General features: G+C 38.2%; 9 protein-coding genes and 1 pseudogene. 8 read left to right on the top strand and 2 right to left on the bottom strand.

What is annotated here, in order from left to right; all coding sequences use genetic code 11:
• The first annotated feature begins 21 nt into the window (after positions 1–21).
• The 7 genes and pseudogenes from SAGCYANO_RS40570 (at position 22) to SAGCYANO_RS40540 (ending at position 17,288) form a co-directional block, all read left to right on the top strand.
• The gene (locus SAGCYANO_RS40570) at positions 22–1,098 is read left to right on the top strand and encodes a YgcG family protein (protein WP_202225183.1); all 1,077 of its coding nucleotides are present in this window, start codon (positions 22–24) and stop codon (positions 1,096–1,098) included.
• A 714-nt stretch (positions 1,099–1,812) separates the two neighbouring features.
• Positions 1,813–6,456: pseudogene (locus SAGCYANO_RS51155) on the top strand (AAA family ATPase); the annotation flags it as partial.
• 135 nt (positions 6,457–6,591) lie between these two features.
• Positions 6,592–7,542, top strand: a complete 951-nt coding sequence (locus tag SAGCYANO_RS51150; protein ID WP_255502890.1) for an ATP-binding protein — start codon at positions 6,592–6,594, stop codon at positions 7,540–7,542.
• A gap of 875 nt (positions 7,543–8,417) precedes the next feature.
• Positions 8,418–13,964 carry an AAA family ATPase gene (locus SAGCYANO_RS40550; RefSeq protein ID WP_202225179.1) on the top strand — a complete coding sequence of 1,849 codons (5,547 nt, stop codon included), beginning with the start codon at positions 8,418–8,420 and terminating at the stop codon, positions 13,962–13,964.
• Positions 13,965–14,988: 1,024 nt separating this feature from the next.
• Entirely contained in the window at positions 14,989–15,114 is a 126-nt protein-coding gene (locus tag SAGCYANO_RS48655; RefSeq protein ID WP_255502887.1) for a hypothetical protein, read from the top strand.
• A gap of 105 nt (positions 15,115–15,219) precedes the next feature.
• Positions 15,220–15,615 (top strand): response regulator, encoded by a 396-nt coding sequence (locus tag SAGCYANO_RS40545; RefSeq protein ID WP_202225178.1) that lies wholly within the window; start codon positions 15,220–15,222, stop codon positions 15,613–15,615.
• Entirely contained in the window at positions 15,612–17,288 is a 1,677-nt protein-coding gene (locus tag SAGCYANO_RS40540) for a response regulator (protein WP_202225177.1), read from the top strand. Before SAGCYANO_RS40545 ends, SAGCYANO_RS40540 begins: the two co-directional genes overlap by 4 nt.
• Before the next feature lie 594 nt (positions 17,289–17,882).
• On the opposite strand, the gene SAGCYANO_RS40535 is transcribed toward SAGCYANO_RS40540, so the two are convergent.
• Positions 17,883–18,827, bottom strand: coding sequence for a MauE/DoxX family redox-associated membrane protein (locus tag SAGCYANO_RS40535; RefSeq protein ID WP_202225176.1), 945 nt, complete (start codon positions 18,825–18,827; stop codon positions 17,883–17,885).
• Between the two features lie 348 nt (positions 18,828–19,175).
• Between SAGCYANO_RS40535 and SAGCYANO_RS40530 the strand changes: the two genes are divergently transcribed.
• The gene (locus SAGCYANO_RS40530) at positions 19,176–21,338 is read left to right on the top strand and encodes an NHLP bacteriocin export ABC transporter permease/ATPase subunit (protein WP_237397165.1); all 2,163 of its coding nucleotides are present in this window, start codon (positions 19,176–19,178) and stop codon (positions 21,336–21,338) included.
• 846 nt (positions 21,339–22,184) lie between these two features.
• On the opposite strand, the gene SAGCYANO_RS40525 is transcribed toward SAGCYANO_RS40530, so the two are convergent.
• The gene (locus SAGCYANO_RS40525) at positions 22,185–23,840 is read right to left on the bottom strand and encodes a dynamin family protein (protein WP_202225174.1); all 1,656 of its coding nucleotides are present in this window, start codon (positions 23,838–23,840) and stop codon (positions 22,185–22,187) included.
• Positions 23,841–23,869: the final 29 nt, after the last annotated feature.

Genomic DNA, 23,869 nt, shown 5'->3' with positions numbered 1-23,869 from the left:
TGCTCTCTGGAGGTCAAAAACATGAAATTTTCTGTAGTCATCTTTAAAAGTGCTTTTTGGACAATTTCTCTATCTCTAGCATTAATGCTATATTCTTTGCCAACTTTGGCTTTAACTGTCCAAGATGTGCCTAACCCCCGACAAAACTATGGTGGTTGGGTGACAGATATGGCTGAAATACTCAGCACTGACACAGAAGCTAAACTCAACAAAATGATTTCAGACCTGGAAGCAAGCAATGGTTCAGAAATTGCAGTTGTCACTGTCTCAGAAACTCAACCTGCTGCAACTCCAAAAAAGTTTGCTACTGAGTTATTTAACTATTGGGGAATAGGTAAGAAAGATCGAGACAATGGGGTGTTGTTTTTGGTTTCTCAGGGCGATCGCCGTGTGGAAATTGAAACTGGGAAAGGAGTACAGGAAATTTTGCCAGATGCTAAAGTTAGCCACTTGCTCGATACCAAAGTTATCCTTAAATTTAAGTTAGGATTATTTGAAAGTGGTGTAGTTGCAGGTACAACAGCGTTAGTAACATCCCTAGAAACTGGGAACTATAGTCTAGTTGAAACTTCAGTCTCTCAAAATAACATACTTATTATGGGCATCATAATTACTATTTTACTGGTATTGGTGTTTCTGACAATTCTGATTTACATGAATACCAGAAAGAGGTCGAGAAGTAGTTATACTCCTGGTAGTTATAGTAGTCGCAGTAGCTATAGTGGAGCCAATAGAAACAATGGTAGTGACAACCACACTCAAAGAAGTAGTTATAGCTCCACAGATACGAATGATAGTGACAATGATAGTAGTAGTGATGATGCTAGCTTTGGCGGAGGTAGTAGTGATGGTGGAGGATCGGGAGCTAATTGGTCTGAAACCACTAGCAGCATTAGTTCTGAAAACTTTGGTGGTGGCAGTAGTAGTGGTGGAGAAACTGGTAGTAGTAGTTCCAGTGATTCTAGTGTGACTAGCAGCAGCAGTTCTGGTAGTGATAGTAGTAGCAGTTCCAGTGGTAGTTCTGGCAGTGATAGTAGTAGCAGTTCCAGTAGTAGTTCTGGAAGTGATAGTAGTTATAGTGGAGGTTCTGATGACTAATATCATGTCCGGATAATTAGTGATAGAACTCCGTTCCGCTCCGCCTTAACGCAGTTTTGCGCCAGCAAACAAAAAACTTTCTCCTTTTGTGTTTTTTGGGTTGCGCTACCGCTTAACCCAACCTACGATATTATAATTACAGGAATTACGCAAAATATCAAATCACACACCATCTGTAGGGGCGAATGGCATTTGCCCTCCCTGTATGTAGAGTCTCTGCGTAAGTCCTGTAATTATACCAATTTGAAAAAAGAATGCTATGAAAAGTGCCACTCTATCAGATTTGCTTAAAAATAGTGACTATCGTGGATTTTAGATAGTTATTTATATCGTTTTTACCTTTTTTCAATATTTACTTCTTCTTCCTTCTTCCTTCTTTCTTCTTTCTTACTTCTACTATTTGTAACAAACACTTATAAAATTGGTATTATCCGAAGCGATCGCTCAAAGCTATTAGCTGACAGCTAGTTAAAATTCAATGTTTTTAGAATAATAGACATCTCCAATAATAAAAAATTAAATCAATTATCGTACAGAAATTATCAATTATTTCCTACTACTCCTCCGGAGATGTCTAATATATTTTTATGATTTGTATAATTAATTCGATCAAATTAGTTAATTATACAGACTAACCATGACTTGTTTGGCAATTGAAATCGAAATCAGATAAGATAGTACTCATATATTTAGCCTAAATTCCTGGTGATAGTGATGCTAAACTTAGCTGGTTATCAAGAAATCAATCAAATCTATGCCGGACAACGCACGCTGGTCTATCGAGCAATTCAAGAAACTTCTCGGCAACCGGCGATCGTCAAAGTCTTACGCAATCCTCATCCTAGCTTCAATGAATTGGTTCAATTCCGCAACCAATACACGATCGCTAGTCACCTGGAACATTCAGCTATTGTTAAATGCTTATCCTTAGAACCCTATAGTAATGGTTATGCTTTAGTAATGGCCGACTCAGGGTCGATCGCTCTGTCCGGTCATTGGCCGACTCAAACCCATTCTCTCAATGAATTTCTCCACATAGCCATCCAACTAGCAGAAGCTCTCCAATATCTCGCTCAACAACGTATTATCCACAAAGACATCAAACCCGCGAATATTCTCATCCACCCTGAAACTCATCTAGTCAAACTCATTGACTTCAGCATCTCCACTTTACTACCAAAAGAACAACAACAACTTATCAACCCCAATATTCTCGAAGGAACCCTGGCCTACATTTCCCCCGAACAAACTGGACGCATGAATCGAGGTATTGACTATCGCACGGACTTCTACTCTCTTGGTGTAACATTTTTTGAGCTGCTAACGGGAAAATTACCGTTTGATACCCGCGACCCTATGGAACTTGTGCATTCTCATCTGGCAAAAATGCCAACTGTATTAGGGGACGGGGAAAAGATACCCCAAGTGCTGTCAGATATTGTAATGAAGTTGATGGCTAAAAATGCTGAGGAGCGATATCAGAGTGCTTTTGGGTTGAAATACGATCTAGAGAAATGTCTAGAGCAGTTAGAAACTAGAGGGAAGATGATGTCATTTGAACTGGGAGAGAGAGATGTGTGCGATCGCTTCCTGATTCCTGAAAAACTTTACGGACGGGAATCAGAAGTTCAAGTGTTACTAGATGGCTTTGAGCGCGTTGCCAACCCCTCCCAGACCCCCTGAAGAAGGAAGAATCCCCCAAACCCCCTTGGTAAGGGGGAGTAAAATCCCCCAAACCCCCTTGGTAAGGGGAGTAAAATCCCCCAACCCCCTTGGTAAGGGGAGTAGAATCCCCCAACCCCCTTCGTAAGGGGAGTAGAATCCCCCCCAACCCCCCTTCGTAAGGGGGGAGTAGAAATGATACTTGTGGCAGGATTTTCAGGAATTGGGAAAACGGCAGTTGTTAATGAAGTTCACAAACCTATTGTTAAGCAGCGTGGTTACTTTATCAAGGGTAAATTTGACCAGTTCAATCGTAATATCCCCTTTTCCGCTTTTGTGCAAGCTTTCCGAAATTTGATGAGACAGTTGCTAGGAGAGTCGGATGCTGAACTAGCTAACTGGAAAGCTAAAATTCTCAAAGCATTAGGAGAAAATGGACAGATAATTGTAGAAGTAATTCCAGAGCTGGAACGAATTATCGGTTGTCAACCACCTGTTGCCCCGCTCTCTGGTAGCGCAGCACAAAATCGCTTCAATCTACTGTTTGGCAAGTTTGTGCGGGTCTTTACTTCCAAAGAGCATCCTCTGGTAATTTTTCTTGATGACTTACAGTGGGCAGATTCGGCATCGCTGAACTTACTTAAATTGTTGATGGATGAGTCGGAAACAGGTTATCTATTGGTGTTGGGAGCTTATCGCGATAATGAAGTTTTTCCAGCTCATCCATTGATTTTGACTTTAGATGAAATTAAAAAACGGGGAGCTAACATTCATACCATAATTCTAGAACCTCTGGAAGAGTTAGATATTACTCGTTTGGTTGCTGATACGTTGTTGTGTTCTGTGGATATTGCTTTACCTTTATCTGAGTTAGTATATCATAAGACAAAGGGAAATCCGTTTTTTACAACCCAATTTTTGAAAGGTTTATATGAGGATGACTGCATTACATTTGAGGCAGATGCAGGTTACTGGCAGTGTGACTTGGTACAGACACAACAGTTGGCGCTGACAGACGATGTGGTAAAATTCATGATAGGACGGTTACAGAAACTACCCCAAGCAACCCAGTCAGTATTGAAACTAGCAGCTTGTATTGGCAACCAATTCGACTTAGGAACCTTGGCGGTAGTATGCGAAAGCACTCAGGAACAAGTAGCAACAGACCTGTGGCGAGGACTGCAAGAAGGATTTATCATTCCCGAAAGCCAGACCTATAAATTTTTCCACCGAATGCAGAACCAAGAAAAACAACTGAAAACAATTTCAGTAAACTATCGCTTTTTACACGACCGCGTTCAACAAGCAGCTTATTCATTAATTACAGAAGAAAAAAAACAAGCCACCCATCTTGAAATTGGTACCTTACTTCTAGAAAAATTATCAACCACCCAACGGGAAGAGAGAATTTTTGAAATAGTCAACCATCTAAATATTGGTCGGACATTAATCACCAAACCAGTACAACAAGAGGAGCTAGCAAAACTCAATTTAAGTGCAGGAACTAAAGCCAAAGCCTCCACAGCTTACGCCGGAGCTTTGAGCTACATCCAAATAGGAATCGAACTTTTACCCGATAACTGCTGGCAACAACATTATCAACTCACCTTTTCTCTATACAAAGAAAGAGCAGAAGTAGAATATCTCAATGGCAACATAGAAGCTGCTGAAATGTGGATAGAACGCATATTGCAAAATGCCCATACTCCCATGGAAAAAGCCGAAATATATAATCTGTCAATTATCCAATACACCCTGCAAGCAAAGTATCCAGAAGCCATTCAAGCAGGTCGTAGAGGACTGAGATTAGTTAATATAGACCTTCCCAAAGAAAATTTTGAACAAGTAACAGACGCAGAACTAGCCATCGCCACAGAAACCTTTAAAAATCTACCCTTTACTTCCCTGACTGAATTGCCTTTGATGACTCAACCAGAACAAAAAATGGCAATCAAACTCTTAATTACCTTAGGACCGCCAACCTATCGTTCTCATCAACGACTATGGTCTGTCATTTGCGCCAAAGCAGTTAACCTGTGCTTGAAATACGGAAATACACCAGAAGTTGGATATATTTATCCTGCTTTTGGCGGTTTGCGAGGATATGCTCTGAATAATTATCAAAATACAGATAAGTTGCTTGATGTAACTATCGAGTTAACCAAAACCTTTAATAATAAATCTGCTGAGAGTGTGGCTTATTTGATGATAGGTAGTTCCCTCAGACATTGGTCACATCCTCTAAAAGTAGCAAGTGAAGATTATCTATCATCCTATAGAGTTGGTTTAGAATCTAGTAATTTGCAATATGCAGCTTATGCTTTTGGTCATAATATGTATTGCCGTTTCTATCAAAGTATTCCCTTAGAAAAACTACTAGCAGAAATTAGTTCTTCATTAGCCTTCACTCAAAAATACAAAAATCAATGGGCGATCGACCTTTTCATTGGCGGTGGGATGCTCTTTTCAGAATTGATGGGAGTAAGAACAAATATAGTCGAATCTGAATATTTAGAAAAGTGTAGACAGCATAAAAACTGGCAAGTAATATGCATTTATAACATCTTGAAAACTCAACTTCTGTTCTTGTACGACCGACAGTCGGAGGCGTTAGAATGTTGCCAGGAAGCTGATGCAGAAATTATTAATGTTGCACCTCAAGGGTTGCTTCCTTATGCCCATCATTTATTTATTTATGCACTGCTGATGGCATCACTTTATCCCAATGCAACAGAGACTCAAAAATTAGAATATGGGGAAAAAATCTCGACCTATCAAAAACAACTTGCCATTTGGGCACAGAATTGTCCGGCAAATTTCCTGCATCTGTGTTGTTTGGTAGAAGCAGAAATTGCTCGAATTTCGGGAAAAATGTTAGAAGCTATAGAATTGTACGACCGCGCCATTACTCTAGCTCAAGAAAATGAATATCTCCAAGAAGAAGCATTAGGGAACGAACTCGTAGCCAAATTTTACCTAGACTGGGGGAAAGAAAAAATTGCTGCTATCTATATGCAGGAAGCATACTACTGTTATGCTCGTTGGGGAGCTAAAGCTAAGACTGACCAACTAGAACAAAAATATCCTCAACTGCTTGCGCCTATTCTCAACAGTAAAATTCCGCAATCAAAAAACCAAATGATGATGCGCAAGATGACGGACACTATTACCAGTACCTCAAGCGGAATTTCCGAAAGTCTCGACCTAGCAAGTATAATCAAAGCCTCTCACACTCTCTCTGAGGAAATCGAACTTAATGCCTTGCTATCCAAACTAATGTACATAGTCCTCGAAAACGCCGGAGCAGACGCAGGAGCTTTAATTTTAGACAGCTCTGGCAGTTGGGAAATAGCAGCAAAATGCGATCGTGACCAATGTTACCTATCCACCATTCCTTTTGACAAAACCGACAACTTACCAATTAGCATCATTAACACCGTCAAACGGACTCAACAGACAATGCTGATCAACAATATCAAACAAGACAAAACCTTTAGCGCAGACCCCTACCTCATTCAACAACCACCCAAAAGCCTCTGTTGTACTCCGATCGTTAACCAAGGAAAATTAATCGGTATCCTCTACCTAGAAAATCACCTTACCACAGAAGCTTTCACCCCAGAACGCATCGAAGTCCTCAAACTATTAACTGCCCAAGCAGCCATCTCCATCGAAAATGCCCGCCTCTACCAGCGACTAGAAGACTACAACCGTACCCTGGAACAACAAGTTGCCGAACGCACGGAGGAATTGCAGCAAAATAATCAACAACTGTCCCAAACTTTACAAGAACTCAAAACCACCCAAAATGAATTAATTCAATCGGAGAAAATGGCAGCACTCGGACAACTGGTCGCCGGAATTGCCCATGAAATTAATACACCTCTCGGAGCCATTCGCGCTGCCATCGGTAACACCGGCAAAGCCCTCGAAGCATCCTTGTTTCAACTACCTCAACTATTACCCCTACTCAACCCACAACAACAAACCCACTGTTTCAAATTCCTACAACTTGCCACGAACAACCAAACCAGTCTCAGTACTAGAGAAAAACGTCAAATTAAACGTAATGTTACCAAACAACTTGAATCTCATCATATTACCAATGCCAAACAACTAGCTCACCTGATCGCCGAAGCAGGGTTACATGATAGTTTTGCATCTCAAATATCTTTACTGCAAACTCCTCATGGCCACCAAATTGTGCAAATTGCCTACAATATTGCCCGCCTTTACAGCAACAGTCAAAATATTAACAACGCTGTGGAGCGAGCCTCAAAAATAGTCTTTGCTCTCAAGAGCTACGCACGTTACGACCACAGTGGGGAAAAACAGTTAGTTCAGATTAGTGACGGTATCGAAACAGTTTTGGAGTTGTACCACAACTATTTGAAAAAGGGTGTGGAAGTGATTCGTCACTATCAAGAGCTTCCCAAAATTCTTTGCTATGCTGATGAATTAGTGCAGGTGTGGACCAACTTGATTCATAATGGAATTCAAGCGATGGATGGAAAGGGAAAAATAGAAATCCAAGTGGGGGTGGAAAATCAAAATATTGTTGTGAAAATTACAGATTCTGGAACTGGTATACCCCCAGAGATTCAGGATAAAATCTTTCAACCTTTCTTTACGACAAAAGCTGCCGGAGAAGGTAGTGGTTTAGGGTTAGAAATTGTCAAAAAGATTATTGATAAACATCAGGGAAAGATTGATTTTGAAAGTCAACCGGGAAAGACAACATTTCGAGCGGAATTACCCATAATTGAAGAAGGTAGAAGGTAGGGGGAGTTGTACCAAAAGCTCCCGCTACCTTCTTTCTTCTAAAGTGTAATACCAATTTCATAAAATATTGCTACAGTCACGGCACAGGGAATAGGGAATAGGGAAAGAAAAACAGAAATATTAAAGAGGAAAAAAGGTTGAATTGTTAGAATTTATGGGATTTATATTTTTTTATTGTAGGAATAAATCATCAATTAAGATGTAATATCGTGTCCGTTGGTATCGTTTGTGTAAAAGTTGGGGAAGTATCTACCGTCATATAAGGTTTTTCCTTGCCTTGTAGGGGCGATTCGCGAATCGCCCCTACTTCTTCCTTAGCTTCTCTATACAATACCGATGCTACCGGACATGATATAACTACCTTTTTTTAATTTGGTATAAGTATTCAAACGGACATAATATTATATCAAGTCTCATTAATTAGCCATAATAAAAATGTTTTCTCTGATAAATTTTACAGAATAATTAAGGTTTGAGATAATTAATAATTAATAATTAATAATTAATAATTATTGAACCTGTTTCCTGTGTTCTAAAATTTTTATTGTGGGTCTTTTGAAGATACATGATATTACAATATAAATTGAAGGGTGGAATATTACTTATGGCAAAACAGATTTCTATAGCGACAATGGACTTCAATTGTATTAGAAAATCATTCCGAGCAACTAATAGACATCTCCAAAAATCAAAAATAAAATCAATTCAGAAATTATCAATTCTTTCTCCCTACTCTGTACGGACGTTGCATGCAACGTCCCTACTACTGCCTACTCCCTCATTTTCTAGAGATGTCTAATACTAGACTTTGAGCGCCGCGCTCCACTATTACTCGGCAACGCTAAAGCAAACACGACTTCGATTAACTATTCATTATGCTCACAATTTCTAAATACAAAAACCAGGTTGCAATTTACAACAGTATCAACTCAGAAGTTTATAAAGCTATTCGAGAAGATGATGGTCAACCTGTAATTCTGAAAATTCTTAAACAAGATTATCCCAGCCCTCAAGAAATAACTCGTTACAAACAAGAATATCAACTCATCTCCAACTTAAAATATGATGGTGTAGTCAAAGCTTACGATATAATTCCTTATCAATACACACTGGCAATTGTCTTAGAAGATTTTGGTGGTAAATCTTTACAAGAATTGACTGAAAACAAAGCTTTACTTCTAACTGAGTTTCTCCCAATAGCCATTAAGATAACAGAAATTTTAGGACAAATTCATCATCATAATATAATTCACAAAGATATTAACCCAGCCAATATTGTTTTTAACTCAGAAACTAAACAACTAAAAATCATTGATTTTGGGATGGCAACTCAACTAACTAGAGAAAATCCCACCCTCAAAAATCCCAATGTTCTAGAAGGAACTCTCCCCTATATTTCTCCCGAACAAACAGGTAGAATGAATCGTTCTTTAGACTATCGCACGGACTTTTATTCCCTGGGAGTAACCTTCTATAAATTGTTAACAGGAAAGCTCCCTTTTACAGCGACTGATGCTTTAGAATTAGTTCATTGTCATATTGCCAAAATACCCCCTCTTATGGAGATGGGGAGATGGGGAGATGGGGAGATGGGGGGAGAAGAAATTCCCCCAGTAATTTCACATATTGTTATGAAATTAATGGCAAAAACTGCTGAAGAACGTTATCAAAGTGCTTGGGGAATTAAAGCGGATTTAGAAAACTGTTTACAACAGTTAGAAACTACGGGAAAAATTGAGACATTTACTATAGCAAAAGAAGATATTTCAGATAAGTTTCAAATCCCTCAAAAACTCTATGGTCGGGAATTTCAAATCCAACAATTATTAGCAGCATTTTCACGAATTGCAGGCACAGATACTCAATTTTATTGGTATGAAAATCAAGGAGAAAAATGTCAAAGTGAACTGATGTTAGTAGCAGGATATTCTGGGATTGGCAAATCAGTTTTAGTGCAGGAAATTCATAAACCAATTACTCAAGAAAGAGGTTATTTTATCTCTGGAAAATTTGACCAATTTCAGCGGAATATTCCCTACTCTGCTGTTGTTGCTGCTTTCAAAAATTTGGTTCGACAACTGTTGACTGAAGGGGAAACAGAATTAAAGCAATGGCGAGAAAAACTGTTAGCTACATTGGGAGTTAATGGTCAAGTTATTGTTGATGTTATTCCTGAAATTGAACAGATTATTGGTCAACAACCACCTGTACAAGAATTGGGTGCAACAGAGTCACAAAACCGTTTTAATCTTCTTTTTCATAACTTTATCCGAGTATTTTGTGCCAAAGAACATCCTTTGGTTATTTTTCTAGATGATTTACAATGGGCAGATTTAGCTAGCCTGAATTTAATTAAATTGATGCTCAGTGATGCGGAAACTAAATATTTATTCGTAGTGGGAGCTTATCGTAATAACGAAGTTAATTTGACTCATCCTTTGATGATGACTTTGTCAGAAATTAGGGAACATGGAACAACTGTTAATCAAATCACTTTGGAGCCTTTAAAAACTGAAGACGTAAGTCAACTAATAGCTGATACACTACACTCCGATATTTTATCGGTCAAATCTTTAGCAGAATTAGTTATTAATAAAACTCAGGGAAATCCATTTTTTGTGAATGAATTTCTGAAATCTTTGTACACAGAAAATTTACTAACTTTTGATAAACAAAACCGGGCTTGGCAATGGAATATCCGGCAAATTGATGGGATGAATATTACAGATAATGTCGTAGATTTGATGATTGGTAAGTTGAAAAAACTGCCGGAATCTACTCAGCATATTTTGTGTTTAGCTGCTTGTTTAGGAGCCGAGTTTGATTTACATACTCTAGCAATAACCACTGAAAAAACTACTTTAGTAATTTTTGAAGATTTAAAATTAGCTATTCAATCTGGTCTAATTGTTTCTATTTCTGAGTTGGATGAGCAACTGTTAATTCAAAAGTATAAATTTGGCCATGACCGCATCCAACAAGCCGCTTATAGTTTAATTAATGAGTCTAATAAAAAAGCTATTCATCTGAAAATAGGTAGGCTTTTACTCGCTAATAATACCAAATTAGAAAATATCTTTGAAATAGTAGATCATCTCAATATCGGCCAAGAATTAATTGTTGATGAACAGGAAAAATTTGACTTAGCAAATCTGAACTTAAAAGCAGGTCAGAAAGCCAAAGATGCTACTGCTTATTCTGCTGCACTTGAATATTTAACAACAGCTAGTCAAGCCATGATTGGAGATATTTGGAATTCTCACTATGAATTTGCTTTTGTCTTACACAAAAAATTGATTGAAGTTGAGTATTTGAATGGGAATTTCTCCCGCAGCGAAGAATTAATTAATCAGAGTTTGCAGCGAGTCAAATCTGTTTTAGAAAAGACAGAAATCTACAAGATGCTCATCGTGCAATATACCTTAATAGCAAAATATTCAGAAGCTATTCAAATAGGTAGAAAAGCACTGTTTATACTAGATATTGAATTGCCAGAACGGGATTTTCAAACCACTTTAGAAATTGAATTAACTCAGGCAAACAAATATTTAGCAGGTCGAAAAATTACCTCATTAATTGATGCGCCAGAAATTGAAAAACCCGAAATAAAAGAGGCGATAAAATTATTAGTTGCTATCGATCCAGTAGCCTACTTTAGTCACCAAGAATTATACGCTGTCATTGTTGTCAAAATGGCGCAGCTTTCTCTTAAATATGGTCATGTTGCTGAATCAGCAAAAGCTTATGTTACCTACGGGCTTATTTTAGGTTCAGTTTTAGGAGATTATCAATCTGGTTATGAGTTTGGTTTACTAGCACTTGAACTGAGTAAAAAATTCAATGATTTGGCTCAACAAAGTAGTTCATGTTTGATTTTCGCAGGTCATTTAAATCATTGGGTGAAGCATATTAAAGAGGCTAAATCAATTTTCGATATGTCTTATAAAACTGGTTTAGAATCTGGAGAATTAACATTTTCAGGATATGCTCTCGAACATCAATCCCGTTACCGATTTTATCAAGGTGAAAATCTCAAATCTCTTTTGGAAGATGTGACTCAATTCTTACAATTTACCCAAAAACATAATAATCATTGGTCAACTGATGGACTATTAGGTTTTCAAATCACTCTATTAAACTTGACCGGAAAAACAGATAATAAGCTTGAGTTTTGTACAGAAAAAATTACCGATATTCAATATCTAGAAATTTGTGAAGAACATAATAGTTTGGCTTGGCTTTGTACCTTTAATATTTTTAAATGTCAGGTACTTTATCTCTACGGAGAATATAGTGAAGCCCTCAAATGTGCTTTGTTAGCTGCAGAGAAAATTGAATTTGTTCTCGGACATTTTCAAAGCTCCGAATATAACTTTCACTATTCACTTACTTTGGCAGCACTCTATGAAGATGCTTCAGAACATGAGCAACAAAAATATTGGGAAAAATTAACAGAAAATCAAACACAAATGAAAATTTGGGCGGATAACTGCCCAGATAACTTTCTGCACAAATATCTTTTAATTGCAGCAGAAATGGCTAGATTTTCAGGCAAAGAATTAAAAGCAATGGAATTATATGACCAGGCCATCACTTCAGCACAGGAAAATCAATTTATTCAAAATGAAGCTTTAGCAAATGAATTAGCTGCTAAATTTTGGCTGAGGAGAGGGAAAGAAGAATTTGCTCAACTTTACATTGAGAAAGCCTACTATTGTTATAAACTTTGGGGTGCTAAATATAAATTAGAAGATTTAGAAGAAAAATATTCACAATTACTCTCTCAATTATCCACAGTCAGAAGTATTAAAAATCAACCCATCACCACAACCTATAATGTAACTGAAAATCATGCTATAAACTTCCTAGACTTTGCAACAGTAATGAAAGCATCTCAAGCTATTTCTGAGGAAATTGTACTGGATAAATTATTAGAAAAACTGATGACAATTTTGCTAGAAAATACAGGTGCTAGATCAGGATTTTTAATTCTTGAAACCAATAATGAATTGTTAATTGAAGCCGAAGCATCCGTTGATGGAGCGATCGCCACCTTGCAGTCTAAGTTAGTAAAACCGGATGACAAAATATTGCTGCTGTCTTCAGCCATTATCAACTATGTGATGCGGACTAAAGAGAGTCTAGTTCTTGATGATGCCATGCACCAGGGCAATTTTACTAATCAACCCTACATTCAAAAATATCAAGTTAAATCTGTTCTGTGCGCTCCCCTACTTAACCAAGGAAAACTCAGCAGTATTGTTTATTTAGAAAATAATCTTACCACAGGTGCTTTTACACCAGAGCGCTTAGAACTCCTAAAACTCCTCTCTGGGCAAGCAGCGATCGCCATTGACAATGCTCGACTTTATCATAACTTAGAGCAAAAAGTCGCCGAACGTACCCAGGAACTCTCTGATACTCTCAACCAACTCAAAACCACCCAAAATGAATTAATTCAATCTGAGAAAATGGCAGCACTCGGACAACTGGTCGCCGGAATTGCCCATGAAATTAATACACCTCTCGGAGCCATTCGCGCTGCCATTGGTAACACCGGCAAAGCCCTCGAAGCATCCTTGTTTCAACTACCTCAACTATTACCCCTACTCAACCCACAACAACAAACCCACTGTTTCAAATTCCTACAACTTGCCACGAACAACCAAACCAGTCTCAGTACTAGAGAAAAACGTCAAATTAAACGTACTGTTACCAAACAACTTGAATCTCATCATATTACCAATGCCAAACAACTAGCTCACCTGATCGCCGAAGCAGGGTTACATGATAGTTTTGCATCTCAAATATCTTTACTGCAAACTCCTCATGGCAACCAAATTGTGCAAATTGCCTACGATATTGCCCGCCTTTACAGCAACAGTCAAAATATTAACCAAGCTGTGGAGCGAGCCTCAAAAATAGTCTTTGCCCTCAAAAGCTACGCCCGTTACGACCACAGTGGGGAAAAACAGTTAGTTCAGATTAGTGACGGTATCGAAACAGTTTTGGAGTTGTACCACAACTATTTGAAAAAGGGCGTGGAAGTAATTCACCACTATCAAGATATTCCCAAAATTCTTTGCTATGCTGATGAATTAGTGCAAGTGTGGACCAACTTGATTCATAATGGAATTCAAGCGATCGATGGAAAGGGAAAGATTGAGATTGAGGTGCGGGAGGAAAATCAAAATATTGTTGTAGAAATTACAGATTCTGGAACTGGTATACCCCCAGAGATTCAAGATAAAATCTTTCAACCTTTCTTTACGACCAAACCTGCTGGAGAAGGTAGTGGTTTAGGGTTAGAAATTGTCAAAAAGATTGTTGACAAACATCAGGGAGGAATTACTTTTGTCTCTGTTCCTGGTAAAACCACTTTTACTGTGACTATTCCCATTGAGCTAAAAGCTTCTCCATAGTCCTATTATATCATGTCCGGTTGAATAGTTACACTTTGGCGGAAGGAAAGCAGAGGGCAGAAGCAGTGCGACCCCGCGTCGGCGACCGCTTGTTTCTCCACGGCGAGTGAAAGGCTTTAAACCTTAATTAGGGTTTGCTGAAAAAAGTCTTTTTGCTGGAGTAGGAGACAGGAGACAACCCACCCCTAACCCCTCCCAGGAGGGGAAGAAATGGGAATGAGCGAGGAGGTAGGAGCGGGCGTTTTGTCCCAAGATTGTTCTGCCCAACTATGCGCCTAAAATACGCTCCTTTTTGAGCGTTTTTATATCATGTCCGGATAAGAGCGTGATAAAAAAACTTTCTCCTTCTTCTTCTTTCTACCCTCCTGTCTCCTGTCTCCTGTCTCCTGACTCCTTCGTCGTTTATTTATAACTGTTCAACCGGACATGATATTAGACGTGATACCATGCACTTTTTAAAGGCTCCAAAAAGGTACTTGTCTTTATATGTCAATGCTTTGAGATTTAATCAGCAAGCCCTAATTATTCGGTAAACGAAATAATCTGTAGGGACGTTGCATGCAACGTCCCTACTATTCCCTCCATACCTATTCCCTATTCCTACAGCCACGAAAATCATAGCTAAATTCACCAACGCCATTACTTATTATAATTTAAAGGTGTAATATATGTAATACCAAGCGTGAAAAAAGAATGTTACGAATAATCGGGGCAATAAACAGAATTTACAGGAGATGTCCCTCTAGAACTCTCCTAATAATAAAAATCAAATAATAATAAAAATCAAATGAATTATCCCACAGAAATTATCGATTATTCCCCTCCTGGGAGGGGTTAGGGGTGGGTTCCCTACTCCCTACTCCCTACTCCCTCTTTTCTGGAGTTGTCCCTTTGACTAATCAGATAATTTATGAACTAATAAATGGCATCGAAGCTATTCATTCTGTACATCTCAAATTCGATTGTTCCCCTACCTGACCCCTAATATCAAATCCGGTAGCATCGGTGATAGGGAGATGGGGGGATGGGGAGATGGGGAGATGGGGAGATGGGGAGATGGGGAGATGGGGAGATGGGGAGATGGGGAGATGGGGAGATGAGGAAATATTTGGTAATGGTTGAAGATGGAACATTTTTTTATCCGAATTAAACGGATTTGATATAAAAAATGCCCAAGCTATCTGTAGCAAAAATTGATCGAATTGGTATAACATATTTAAGCTCCTGAAAATTGGCCACTTAACTCCTAAATATTATGACTGAAGCAGCAATTCTATGTGTTGATGATGAAACTGTTATCCTGGAAACCCTTCAGGAACAAATTAGTCGTCACTTTGGCGAGCAATTTGTGTACGAGGCTGCCGAAAGTGCTGAGGAAGCCTTAGAAATTATCGAAGAGTTAGATGAAGAAGGAGTCAAAATTGTTGTGATTGTCTCTGACTGGCTGATGCCTGGAATGCGGGGGGATGAGTTCTTAGTTCAAGTCTATCAGCAATTTAGTGACATTAAAACAATTATGTTAACTGGGCAAGCTGATGAGTATGCCATTGAACGAGCTAAAAAAGAAGCTAATCTGTACTCCTGTATCTATAAACCATGGCGGGAAGAAGAGTTAATTAAAATCATCACAGCAGCCCTTGAGTCAGTATGAGCGAACTAGCCATTCTTTTAGTCGATGACGAACCGATGGTTTTGGAAAGTCTTTCTGAAGAGTTACAACGAAACTTTGGTCAAAATTATAGTATTGAAGCAGCGGAAAGTGGTGAAGAGGCACTCGAAATTTTAGAGGAATTGCAGGATGAAGGGATAGAAGTTGCTGTAGTGATTTCCGATCAATTGATGCCGGGTATCAAAGGAGACGAACTCCTGAGTAAGATTCATCTTGAGTATCCAGATATCTTGAAGATTATGCTGACGGGTCAGGCTGGAGTAGATGCAGTGGGAAATGCTGTGAATTCAGCTAATCTCTACCGCTATATCACTAAACCTTGGGATGCCACCGATCTGAATCTGACTGTTAAGGAAGCTCTCAATAAATATTTGCGGGCCAAACAGCTCGAACAACAAAATGCTCAACTGCGGGAAAACGAACGTCGCCTGACTCAGTTTTTGGAGGCGATGCCAATTGGTGTCTCGGTTCACGATGTGACCGGAAAACTTATCTATGCCAATCAGAAAGCGAAGGAATTACTCAAGTTAGGCGTTTTACCCGATAGCAAGATTGAGCAACTTTCGGATACTTTTAAAGTTTATCAAACAGAAACTAAGCAGTTGTATCCTTCAGCACAACTGCCAATTGTACGTTCGCTGGCAGGAGAAACGGTTCATTGTGAGGATATAGAAATTCATCACCCAGATCGAGTTATCCCGCTTGAGGTCTCGACTACACCTATTCGGGATGAAACAGGCCAGATTTCTCAGGCGATCGCCGCTTTCCAAGATATTAGCGGTCGTAAACAGGCTGAAGACGAGCGAGAACAGTATACTCGAGAATTGTTTGAACTCAATGAAGCTTTATCCAGGTTTGTTCCTCGTCAATTTCTCCAATCTCTTGCTCACAAAAGTATCACTGAAATTCAACTAGGGGAGTGCGTCCAGAAACAGATGTCAGTGTTGTTTGCCGATATCCGTGCTTTCACAACTCGTTCGGAGCAGATGACTCCAGAAGATGCGTTTAAGTTTATTAATGGCTATCTCCGACGTATGGAACCTGCAATTATTGAAAATGGTGGTTTTATTGATAAATATATTGGTGATGAAATTATGGCATTGTTTGAAGGAAGTGCTGATTCTGCAGTAAATGCAGCAGTGACAATGTTGAAAACCCTGGCTGAATATAATTTAACCCGACAACGCCCAGACCGCCAACCCATAGAAATTGGCATTGGGATAAATACAGGGATGTTGATGCTAGGAACGGTAGGCGGTAACTCTCGTATTGATACTACTGCCATTGGCGATACGGTTAATCTTGGTTCCCGTCTAGAGCAGTTGACGAAATTCTACAATACTCCACTACTAATTTCTCATCATACTTTAGCTCGTCTGGAGGAGCCGATGAAGTATGCTATGCGAGCGATCGCTCAAGTGCAAGTCAGGGGAAAATCTAGTAAGGTAGGGGTGTTCGAGGTATTTGAGTACGAGCCTCATGACCAAAAACAAGCCAAATTGGAAACAAAGCCGATTTTTGAAGCAGCTGTTCTCCAATACTATCAAGGAGCAATTGAGTCAGCAAAATCCCTTTTTCATCAGTGTTTACAAAACAATCCCGATGATTATGTTGCTCAAACTTATCTGCAACACGGCTTTGTTGCACAAAGATAGCAAATAGGTTCATTAATGGATAATTGATAATGGATAATTGATAATGGATAATTGATAATTACCTCTCCCTAAAAGGAAGAGGATTGACGCTTACAGCGCTTTTCAGATTGATGAACCACATCGTCATAGCTAACGCCCCTACTGTGGTCTACCCAAATGAAAACCGCTGTAAGGAAAAAATTTATTTTTTTCCCCTTGAAAGGGGAGGCTTTATATCAAATCCGGTTAAACAGCCATAGAATGGTTAAGTTATACCACTTTGAAAAAAGAATGCTACAAAAGAGTAGAGTTTTATCGGATATGCTTAAAAATAGCTTCTCCAGTTCATTTTAGATATTTATATCTATTGTTTTTCCCTTTTTTTCAATATTTTTCCCCTCTTCCTTCTTCCTTCTTCCTTCTTTCGTACGGACGTTGCATAAGGGCGTCCCTACCATTTGTAACAAACATTTATCACGCTTGGTATTAGGAGGAGTCAGGAGTCAGGAGGAGAAAGAATTACAAAGATGAGCATAGTTATGACGATTGAAGAATTTTTTTATGTCCAATTAAACGGATTTGATATTAAACCTGAATTATTTAATTATTTAATTATTAATTCTTCGGTTGACTTGCGCGTAGCGCCATATTCTCCCTCTGATTAATTTTATTAATAAACCACATTGGCATTAACCCAATCCATTTTTCTTGAATAACTCCATCTTTCAACACAACTGCTGTAGGTACTACCTCTATCTTCAATTTTTTATAAAATCTTTTATCTACTGCAACAACGGGAAAATTCAAAAAATAACTATCTACAAAAGCTTGACATTCTTGAATATTTTCAGTATCTATTAATCCTACTATTGCTGGTAAATTATCTTGCCATTGCACTAACTTCAACACACCTAACCAATGTTTACATTGAGAACATTCAGGACTCATAAATACTACAATTACAGACCCAAACATTAAAGATTCAGAATCTTCTCCCAGCCATTCTACTTGCCATTTTCTGTTTTCTTGCAATGGGGTAAAATCAAGATACGGACGACCATTTTCTTGCATATATTCTAGGGAACCAGCAGCTAAAGCATAACTAATAATAAAAGTCATTAATACTACCAGCCATTGCCACAAAACAGTAGGCTGATCTTGACCAAAAAATTCAGCAAATATTAGCAGAAAAATATAAATAGCATTGAGAATTAAACTTTGGGTAGGAGTAATTTCTAACCAACCGTTATAACAACCACAATCCTCAGTTTTACCAGTTGATGTACTCCAGTAAGTAAGCATTGATAAACTAAGTAATAATAAAATACTTACAGGCATAATTACAGTTGGTAAAACTCCCAAGATTAAAGCAACTCCTAAAACTGATTCAATAGCAGTAAATGTTAGGGAAATAGGTATAATTAATTGAGGATTTATTAAATCTAGTTTGGCAATGTGTTGGATAAATTTCCAAGGTTCTATAATTTTGGCAATACCAGTAAAAATAAAAACACTACCCACTATATTGGAGGCGGTAGAAGCTAACGTAAATAATATCATATTCTAGATTTTTTATGCTACTAAGGTTGATGGTTTATAAATGATGATTGCTATAATTTATAATAATATCATGTCCGGATAATTAAGAGAATATCTGAAAAGTTTTTTGATACTGAATTTTGCCCCCTAACCCCCCAACTTTGGGGGATTTTGCCCCCCTAACCCCCCAACTTTGGGGGGAACAAGAGTCAATTTGCTATCTTTAAGTCCCCCAATTTTGGGGGATTTAGGGGGCGAGTGATGTAGAAAATGGGACTTCTCAGACAACCTCTAACTATAAAAAACCTTCTCCCTTTGAACCTTTCTTTCCCTTCTGCCTTCTGCATTCTGCCTTCTGCCTTCCACACTATGAATCAAGACCTAAACCGACAAAAAACACAAGAAGCACTAATAGAATTAGCGTCAGTGCTGCAACCGGAATTTAGTCAAATACCCCAAACAGGTACTCCCCTATTAATTGCTTTCGGTATAGTAGCCAAAGCATTAGGCATAACCATTAATTATACACCAAAAATAGAAACCGAAGAAACAGAAGCAGGATGGGAAGACCCCATAGAAGCGATCGCTAGTGCCTCCCATATTCGTACCCGTCGCGTCACTCTCACAAACAAATGGTGGCAACAAGACTGTGGACCTCTGTTAGCATATAACGAAGCCAAAAATCGACCAGTTGCCCTACTAAAAACAACAAACTATGAAATTTTTGACCCCATAGAATTGACCCGCATTCCACTCAACCAGACTACAGCTCAAGAATTAGCATCAATAGCTTACACCTTTTACCGCCCTTTTCCCAATAGAGATATTTTAGCCTTCGATATCTTCAAATTAGCTTTTAGAGGTAGATTCAAAGATTTGCTAATAGTTGCGACCACTGGAATCATAGCTACCATATTAGGAATGTTGACACCAGTAGCTACAGCCATCATCATTGATAACGCTATTCCCGATGCCAACGAAAAATTATTAATAGAAATAGGTCTGGGTTTGTTAGCAGCGAGTTTTGGAGTCAGCATATTTCAATTAACTCGCGGTTTTGTCACTCTCAGATTAAAAACCATATCTAGCTCCACAATTCAAGCAGCAATATGGGACCGACTTCTCAAACTCACACCAGCCTTTTTTCGGGAATATTCCACAGGAGACTTAGAAAACCGCGTTTCTGCCATCAGTCAAATTCGCGATCGACTCACTAGCACTATCCTCACAACAATATTCACCAGCTTTTTCTCCCTACTGAATTTAATATTACTATTCATCTATAGTTTTCCCCTTGCTCTCATCGCTTTTGCCATCGCTTGTCTCACCAGTCTTGTCACCCTATGGTCAGGAGCGATCGCCCGTCGCAAGTTACGCTCCTTTCAAGAAATATCAGGAGAAATATTCGGTTTGACAGTGCAACTCATTGGTGGAGTGTCAAAACTACGAGTTGCTGGTGCCGAAGAACGTGCTTTTGCTTATTGGGCAAAAAAATACAGCCAACAAACAAGACTAATGCTCGGCAACCAACTCATTGAAGACCTCGTGACTGCCTTCAACACAGCTCTACCAACAGTAAGCTCTATTTTACTGTTTACATTAACTGTTTATTTAATTCAAACACAGGAAACAGGTTTATCCATAGGAAAATTTCTAGCTTTTAACACTGCATTCGGTACATTTATTAGTGGAGCGACAAACTTAAGCAAAACCATAGTCAATATTATAGAAATCACAATATTATGGGAACGCGCTCAACCTATTTTAGCAGCAACACCGGAAGTAGACATCAACAAATATGACCCAGGGCAACTTTCCGGTAGGATAAAACTAGATCGTCTTAGTTTTAGATATCGTTCAGATACTCCACTTATTATTAATGATATTACTATTGAAGCAGAAGCAGAAGAATTTATTGCTCTTGTCGGACCTTCTGGCAGTGGAAAATCAACTATTGTACGGTTACTATTAGGATTTGAAACACCAGCAGCAGGAACTATTTATTATGATGGACGCGACTTATCAACCTTAGATGTATCAAGAGTGCGACGACAGTTAGGGGTGGTGTTGCAGAATGTACGACTCAATAGTGCTTCTATTTTTGAGAATATTGCTTGCGGAGCGTTAGTAACGTTGGATGACGCTTGGGAGGCGGCTGAAATGGCGGGTTTTGCAGATGATATAGAAGAAATGCCAATGGAAATGAATACTATTGTGTCTGAGGGAGGGGGAAACTTATCTGGTGGTCAACGTCAACGGTTATTAATTGCGCGAGCGTTAGTTTTGAAACCCAGAATTTTGATTTTTGATGAAGCGACAAGTGCTTTAGATAATCGCACTCAAGCTATAGTAACTGAGAGTTTAGAGGAGTTGGGGGTAACTAGGATAGTTATTGCTCATAGGTTGAGTACGATTCGTAATGCTAACCGAATTTATGTTTTGCAAGGGGGAAAAGTTATACAGTATGGGAGTTTTGAAGATTTGGCAGAACAGGAGGGGTTGTTTGCTAATTTGATGGCACGACAGATGTAATTAAGGTTTGTAGGGGTAGGAGACAGGAGACAGGAGACAGGAGACAGGAGACACGGGGAATTACAGAGGATGTAGTTGGAAGAATTGTCCCTTAATTTTTCTGCCCAACTCTTGCACAAAATGCTAGTTTTTTGAGCAATTTTTACCGAAAACAGGCGCACTTTTTTCAACCTAAGAAGGATGAAACCTTTATATGTGAATATTTTGATAGTTAATCAGCAAACCCTAATTAAAGAAACATAGACAGGACTTAGGCAAATTCACCTTGAAAACGCCATTTGTAGGGGCGAATGGCATTCGCCCTCACTGGATTTAGTGTCCCTGCATAAGTCCTGTTAGTTATGATAATTTTGTTGTTCAGGCGATCGCTTAAAAAATTATAGCGTTAGCGGAGCTTTGCGTCAGAAATCGCTCTATTTGACATACGCTATATATAGTTTCCTTGCCTAAGTCCTGATCAAATCAAATCTGGATAATTAGGGCTTGCTGATTAAATATAAAAGCATTGACATATAAAGACTTTAGCCTTTTTTTTGTCGAAAAAAGTACCTGGTTTTCAGCTCTTCACGCTCATGCATGGAGTGTATTTTAGGCGCATAGTTGGGCAGAACAATCTTGGGACAATTCTTACTCCTACCTCTTCGCTCGTTCCTATTTCTCCTGTCTCCTGTCTCCTGTCTCCTGTCTCCTACAAAGAGCAAAAAGACTTTATTCAGCAAGCCCTAATTACTATATTCAAGTCATTGCAACTGTAACGGAATGGAAGGAAGCAATGTCCTAAACTTCTGAGATTTCTTCCTCTCGTCGCAATGATGATTATTCAACCGGATTCTATATAATTCAGTTTTATTGCAATAAAAGAAAGAGACAATTTTTACAAAACAAGAGAAAAAATTTAAAACGTTTTAACCAGTTTAATCTATAAATATTAGTTTCTATTTTTAAGGATTCTATATCTTGAATGGCATTTAGTGAAGAGTTTAAATCGTTTAAATAATAACGTTTTTGGATAACTGTGGATGATTCTGGTGGAATAGCAAAAACTATTAATGATTCAACAGTTTTTTCATATTTATTGAGAGATGCGAGAGTATCTGTACGAAATTTAGATAAATAGTTATAAGCAGCAGTTTTATAGGCTTGCCATTTTTTTCTTTCATATTCTTTATCCAATTTTCTTCGATTTGCTCCACCGTTAAAAATATCACCAAACCACTGACCAAAGTCTCTCTCTTGACGCTTAGGTAAAGAGACATCAGGACAACTAGGAAATGATATTTTAATCCTATTAGATCTGCTTTTTTGGAACTCATCACAGGATTGATTTGCCCAATTTTCAATTGATTGAATATAACTAAGAATAGTTGATTGAAATTTGCTATTTTGCCAGTTATTAAACGACCCTGTTTCTAAAGCTTGTGCTGCGTTTGTTTGATAAGTTGCTACAAGGGTATCTAAGGATAACCAATTTCGATAAGTTTTTACTCTTCTTTTGAATTCTTTTCTCAGATATTCTTCTCGCTGTTTTCCTTTTTCAATGACAGCATTTCTGATATCTTCAGCATCTTTAATTTCCTTAGTCAAATTATTAGCTTTCTTCTGTAAAACAGACTTGACTTGAGATGCTATAGCAGTCACCCTAAGTAATCTAGTTTGATTGGTCTTTTCTTTTTGAACAGAAATTATAGTAAATAAGGTTGATTCAAAAGTTATGATACCACTTGTAATAATTTTCCAAATGTTTCTTTCTTGTTGTGCTTTAATAGCAGGGAGTGCATCAACACGGTAGAGTTTTTTAAACCCTTGAGGTAAATCTGATTCAAAAGTCTTGGTAGTTGAATAAACGTCATTATAAACTTCATTTTTATCCTCTATACTTTCTAATTCATTCATCCGATTGAGAACAAAAATAATCGTTTTAATACCTCTATTAAATAACCAATTATGAAGTGTTTCTTTTTCTCCTTGTGTAAAAGGTTGTCTAGCATTAAGTATTTGAATAACTAAATCTACCTGTAATAATTTATCGCGGACTAAAGTATCTTGTTCTTCCCGATCGTTTGTTCCGGGTAAGTCAAAAAGTTCTACCCCATTTTTGAGCAATCTATGAGGATAGAAAACTTCTACAGAAATTACATCTTCTCTACGTTGTCCTTTCCGATTCAAAACAGCAAATTCTTTGAGTATTTCTGTGTCGTTACTTTTGATTACTCTACCTGAATTTAGGGTAATAATAGTTTTTAAGGTTTTGCCATATTTGACACTAATTACTGCTCCAGTAGTTCTAATCATTTTTGTTGGCATAATTTCTCTACCTAATAGGGCATTAATTAGAGTAGATTTGCCAAAATTAAAGGGAGCAACTACAGCTATTCCAAAGTGAGGATTAACTAATTGTTGACAGACTAATTCTACATCTTTTGCAAGTTGCTGATTTTCTTGAACTTCAATAAATTGACAGGCAGTTTGAAGGGATTTTGAAATTGTTAGAGAGGATTTCATCTTGAACAAAATAATTTGCAAGTTTCATC

This window comes from Okeania sp. KiyG1, from assembly GCF_014132355.1.
Classification (GTDB): Bacteria; Cyanobacteriota; Cyanobacteriia; order Cyanobacteriales; family Microcoleaceae; genus Okeania.
Note: the sequence above shows the minus strand (reverse complement) of the source record. Positions and strands in the feature narration are given on the sequence as shown.

What these genes read in the sequence shown, in the direction of transcription:
- SAGCYANO_RS40570 (WP_202225183.1), top strand. Translation starts at nt 22, where the DNA reads ATGAAATTTTCTGTAGTCATCTTTAAAAGTGCTTTTTGGACAATTTCT.
- SAGCYANO_RS51150 (WP_255502890.1), top strand. Translation starts at nt 6,592, where the DNA reads ATGGCAGCACTCGGACAACTGGTCGCCGGAATTGCCCATGAAATTAAT.
- SAGCYANO_RS40550 (WP_202225179.1), top strand. Translation starts at nt 8,418, where the DNA reads ATGCTCACAATTTCTAAATACAAAAACCAGGTTGCAATTTACAACAGT.
- SAGCYANO_RS48655 (WP_255502887.1), top strand. Translation starts at nt 14,989, where the DNA reads ATGGGGAGATGGGGAGATGGGGAGATGGGGAGATGGGGAGATGGGGAG.
- SAGCYANO_RS40545 (WP_202225178.1), top strand. Translation starts at nt 15,220, where the DNA reads ATGACTGAAGCAGCAATTCTATGTGTTGATGATGAAACTGTTATCCTG.
- SAGCYANO_RS40540 (WP_202225177.1), top strand. Translation starts at nt 15,612, where the DNA reads ATGAGCGAACTAGCCATTCTTTTAGTCGATGACGAACCGATGGTTTTG.
- SAGCYANO_RS40535 (WP_202225176.1), bottom strand. Translation starts at nt 18,827, where the DNA reads ATGATATTATTTACGTTAGCTTCTACCGCCTCCAATATAGTGGGTAGT.
- SAGCYANO_RS40530 (WP_237397165.1), top strand. Translation starts at nt 19,176, where the DNA reads ATGAATCAAGACCTAAACCGACAAAAAACACAAGAAGCACTAATAGAA.
- SAGCYANO_RS40525 (WP_202225174.1), bottom strand. Translation starts at nt 23,840, where the DNA reads ATGAAATCCTCTCTAACAATTTCAAAATCCCTTCAAACTGCCTGTCAA.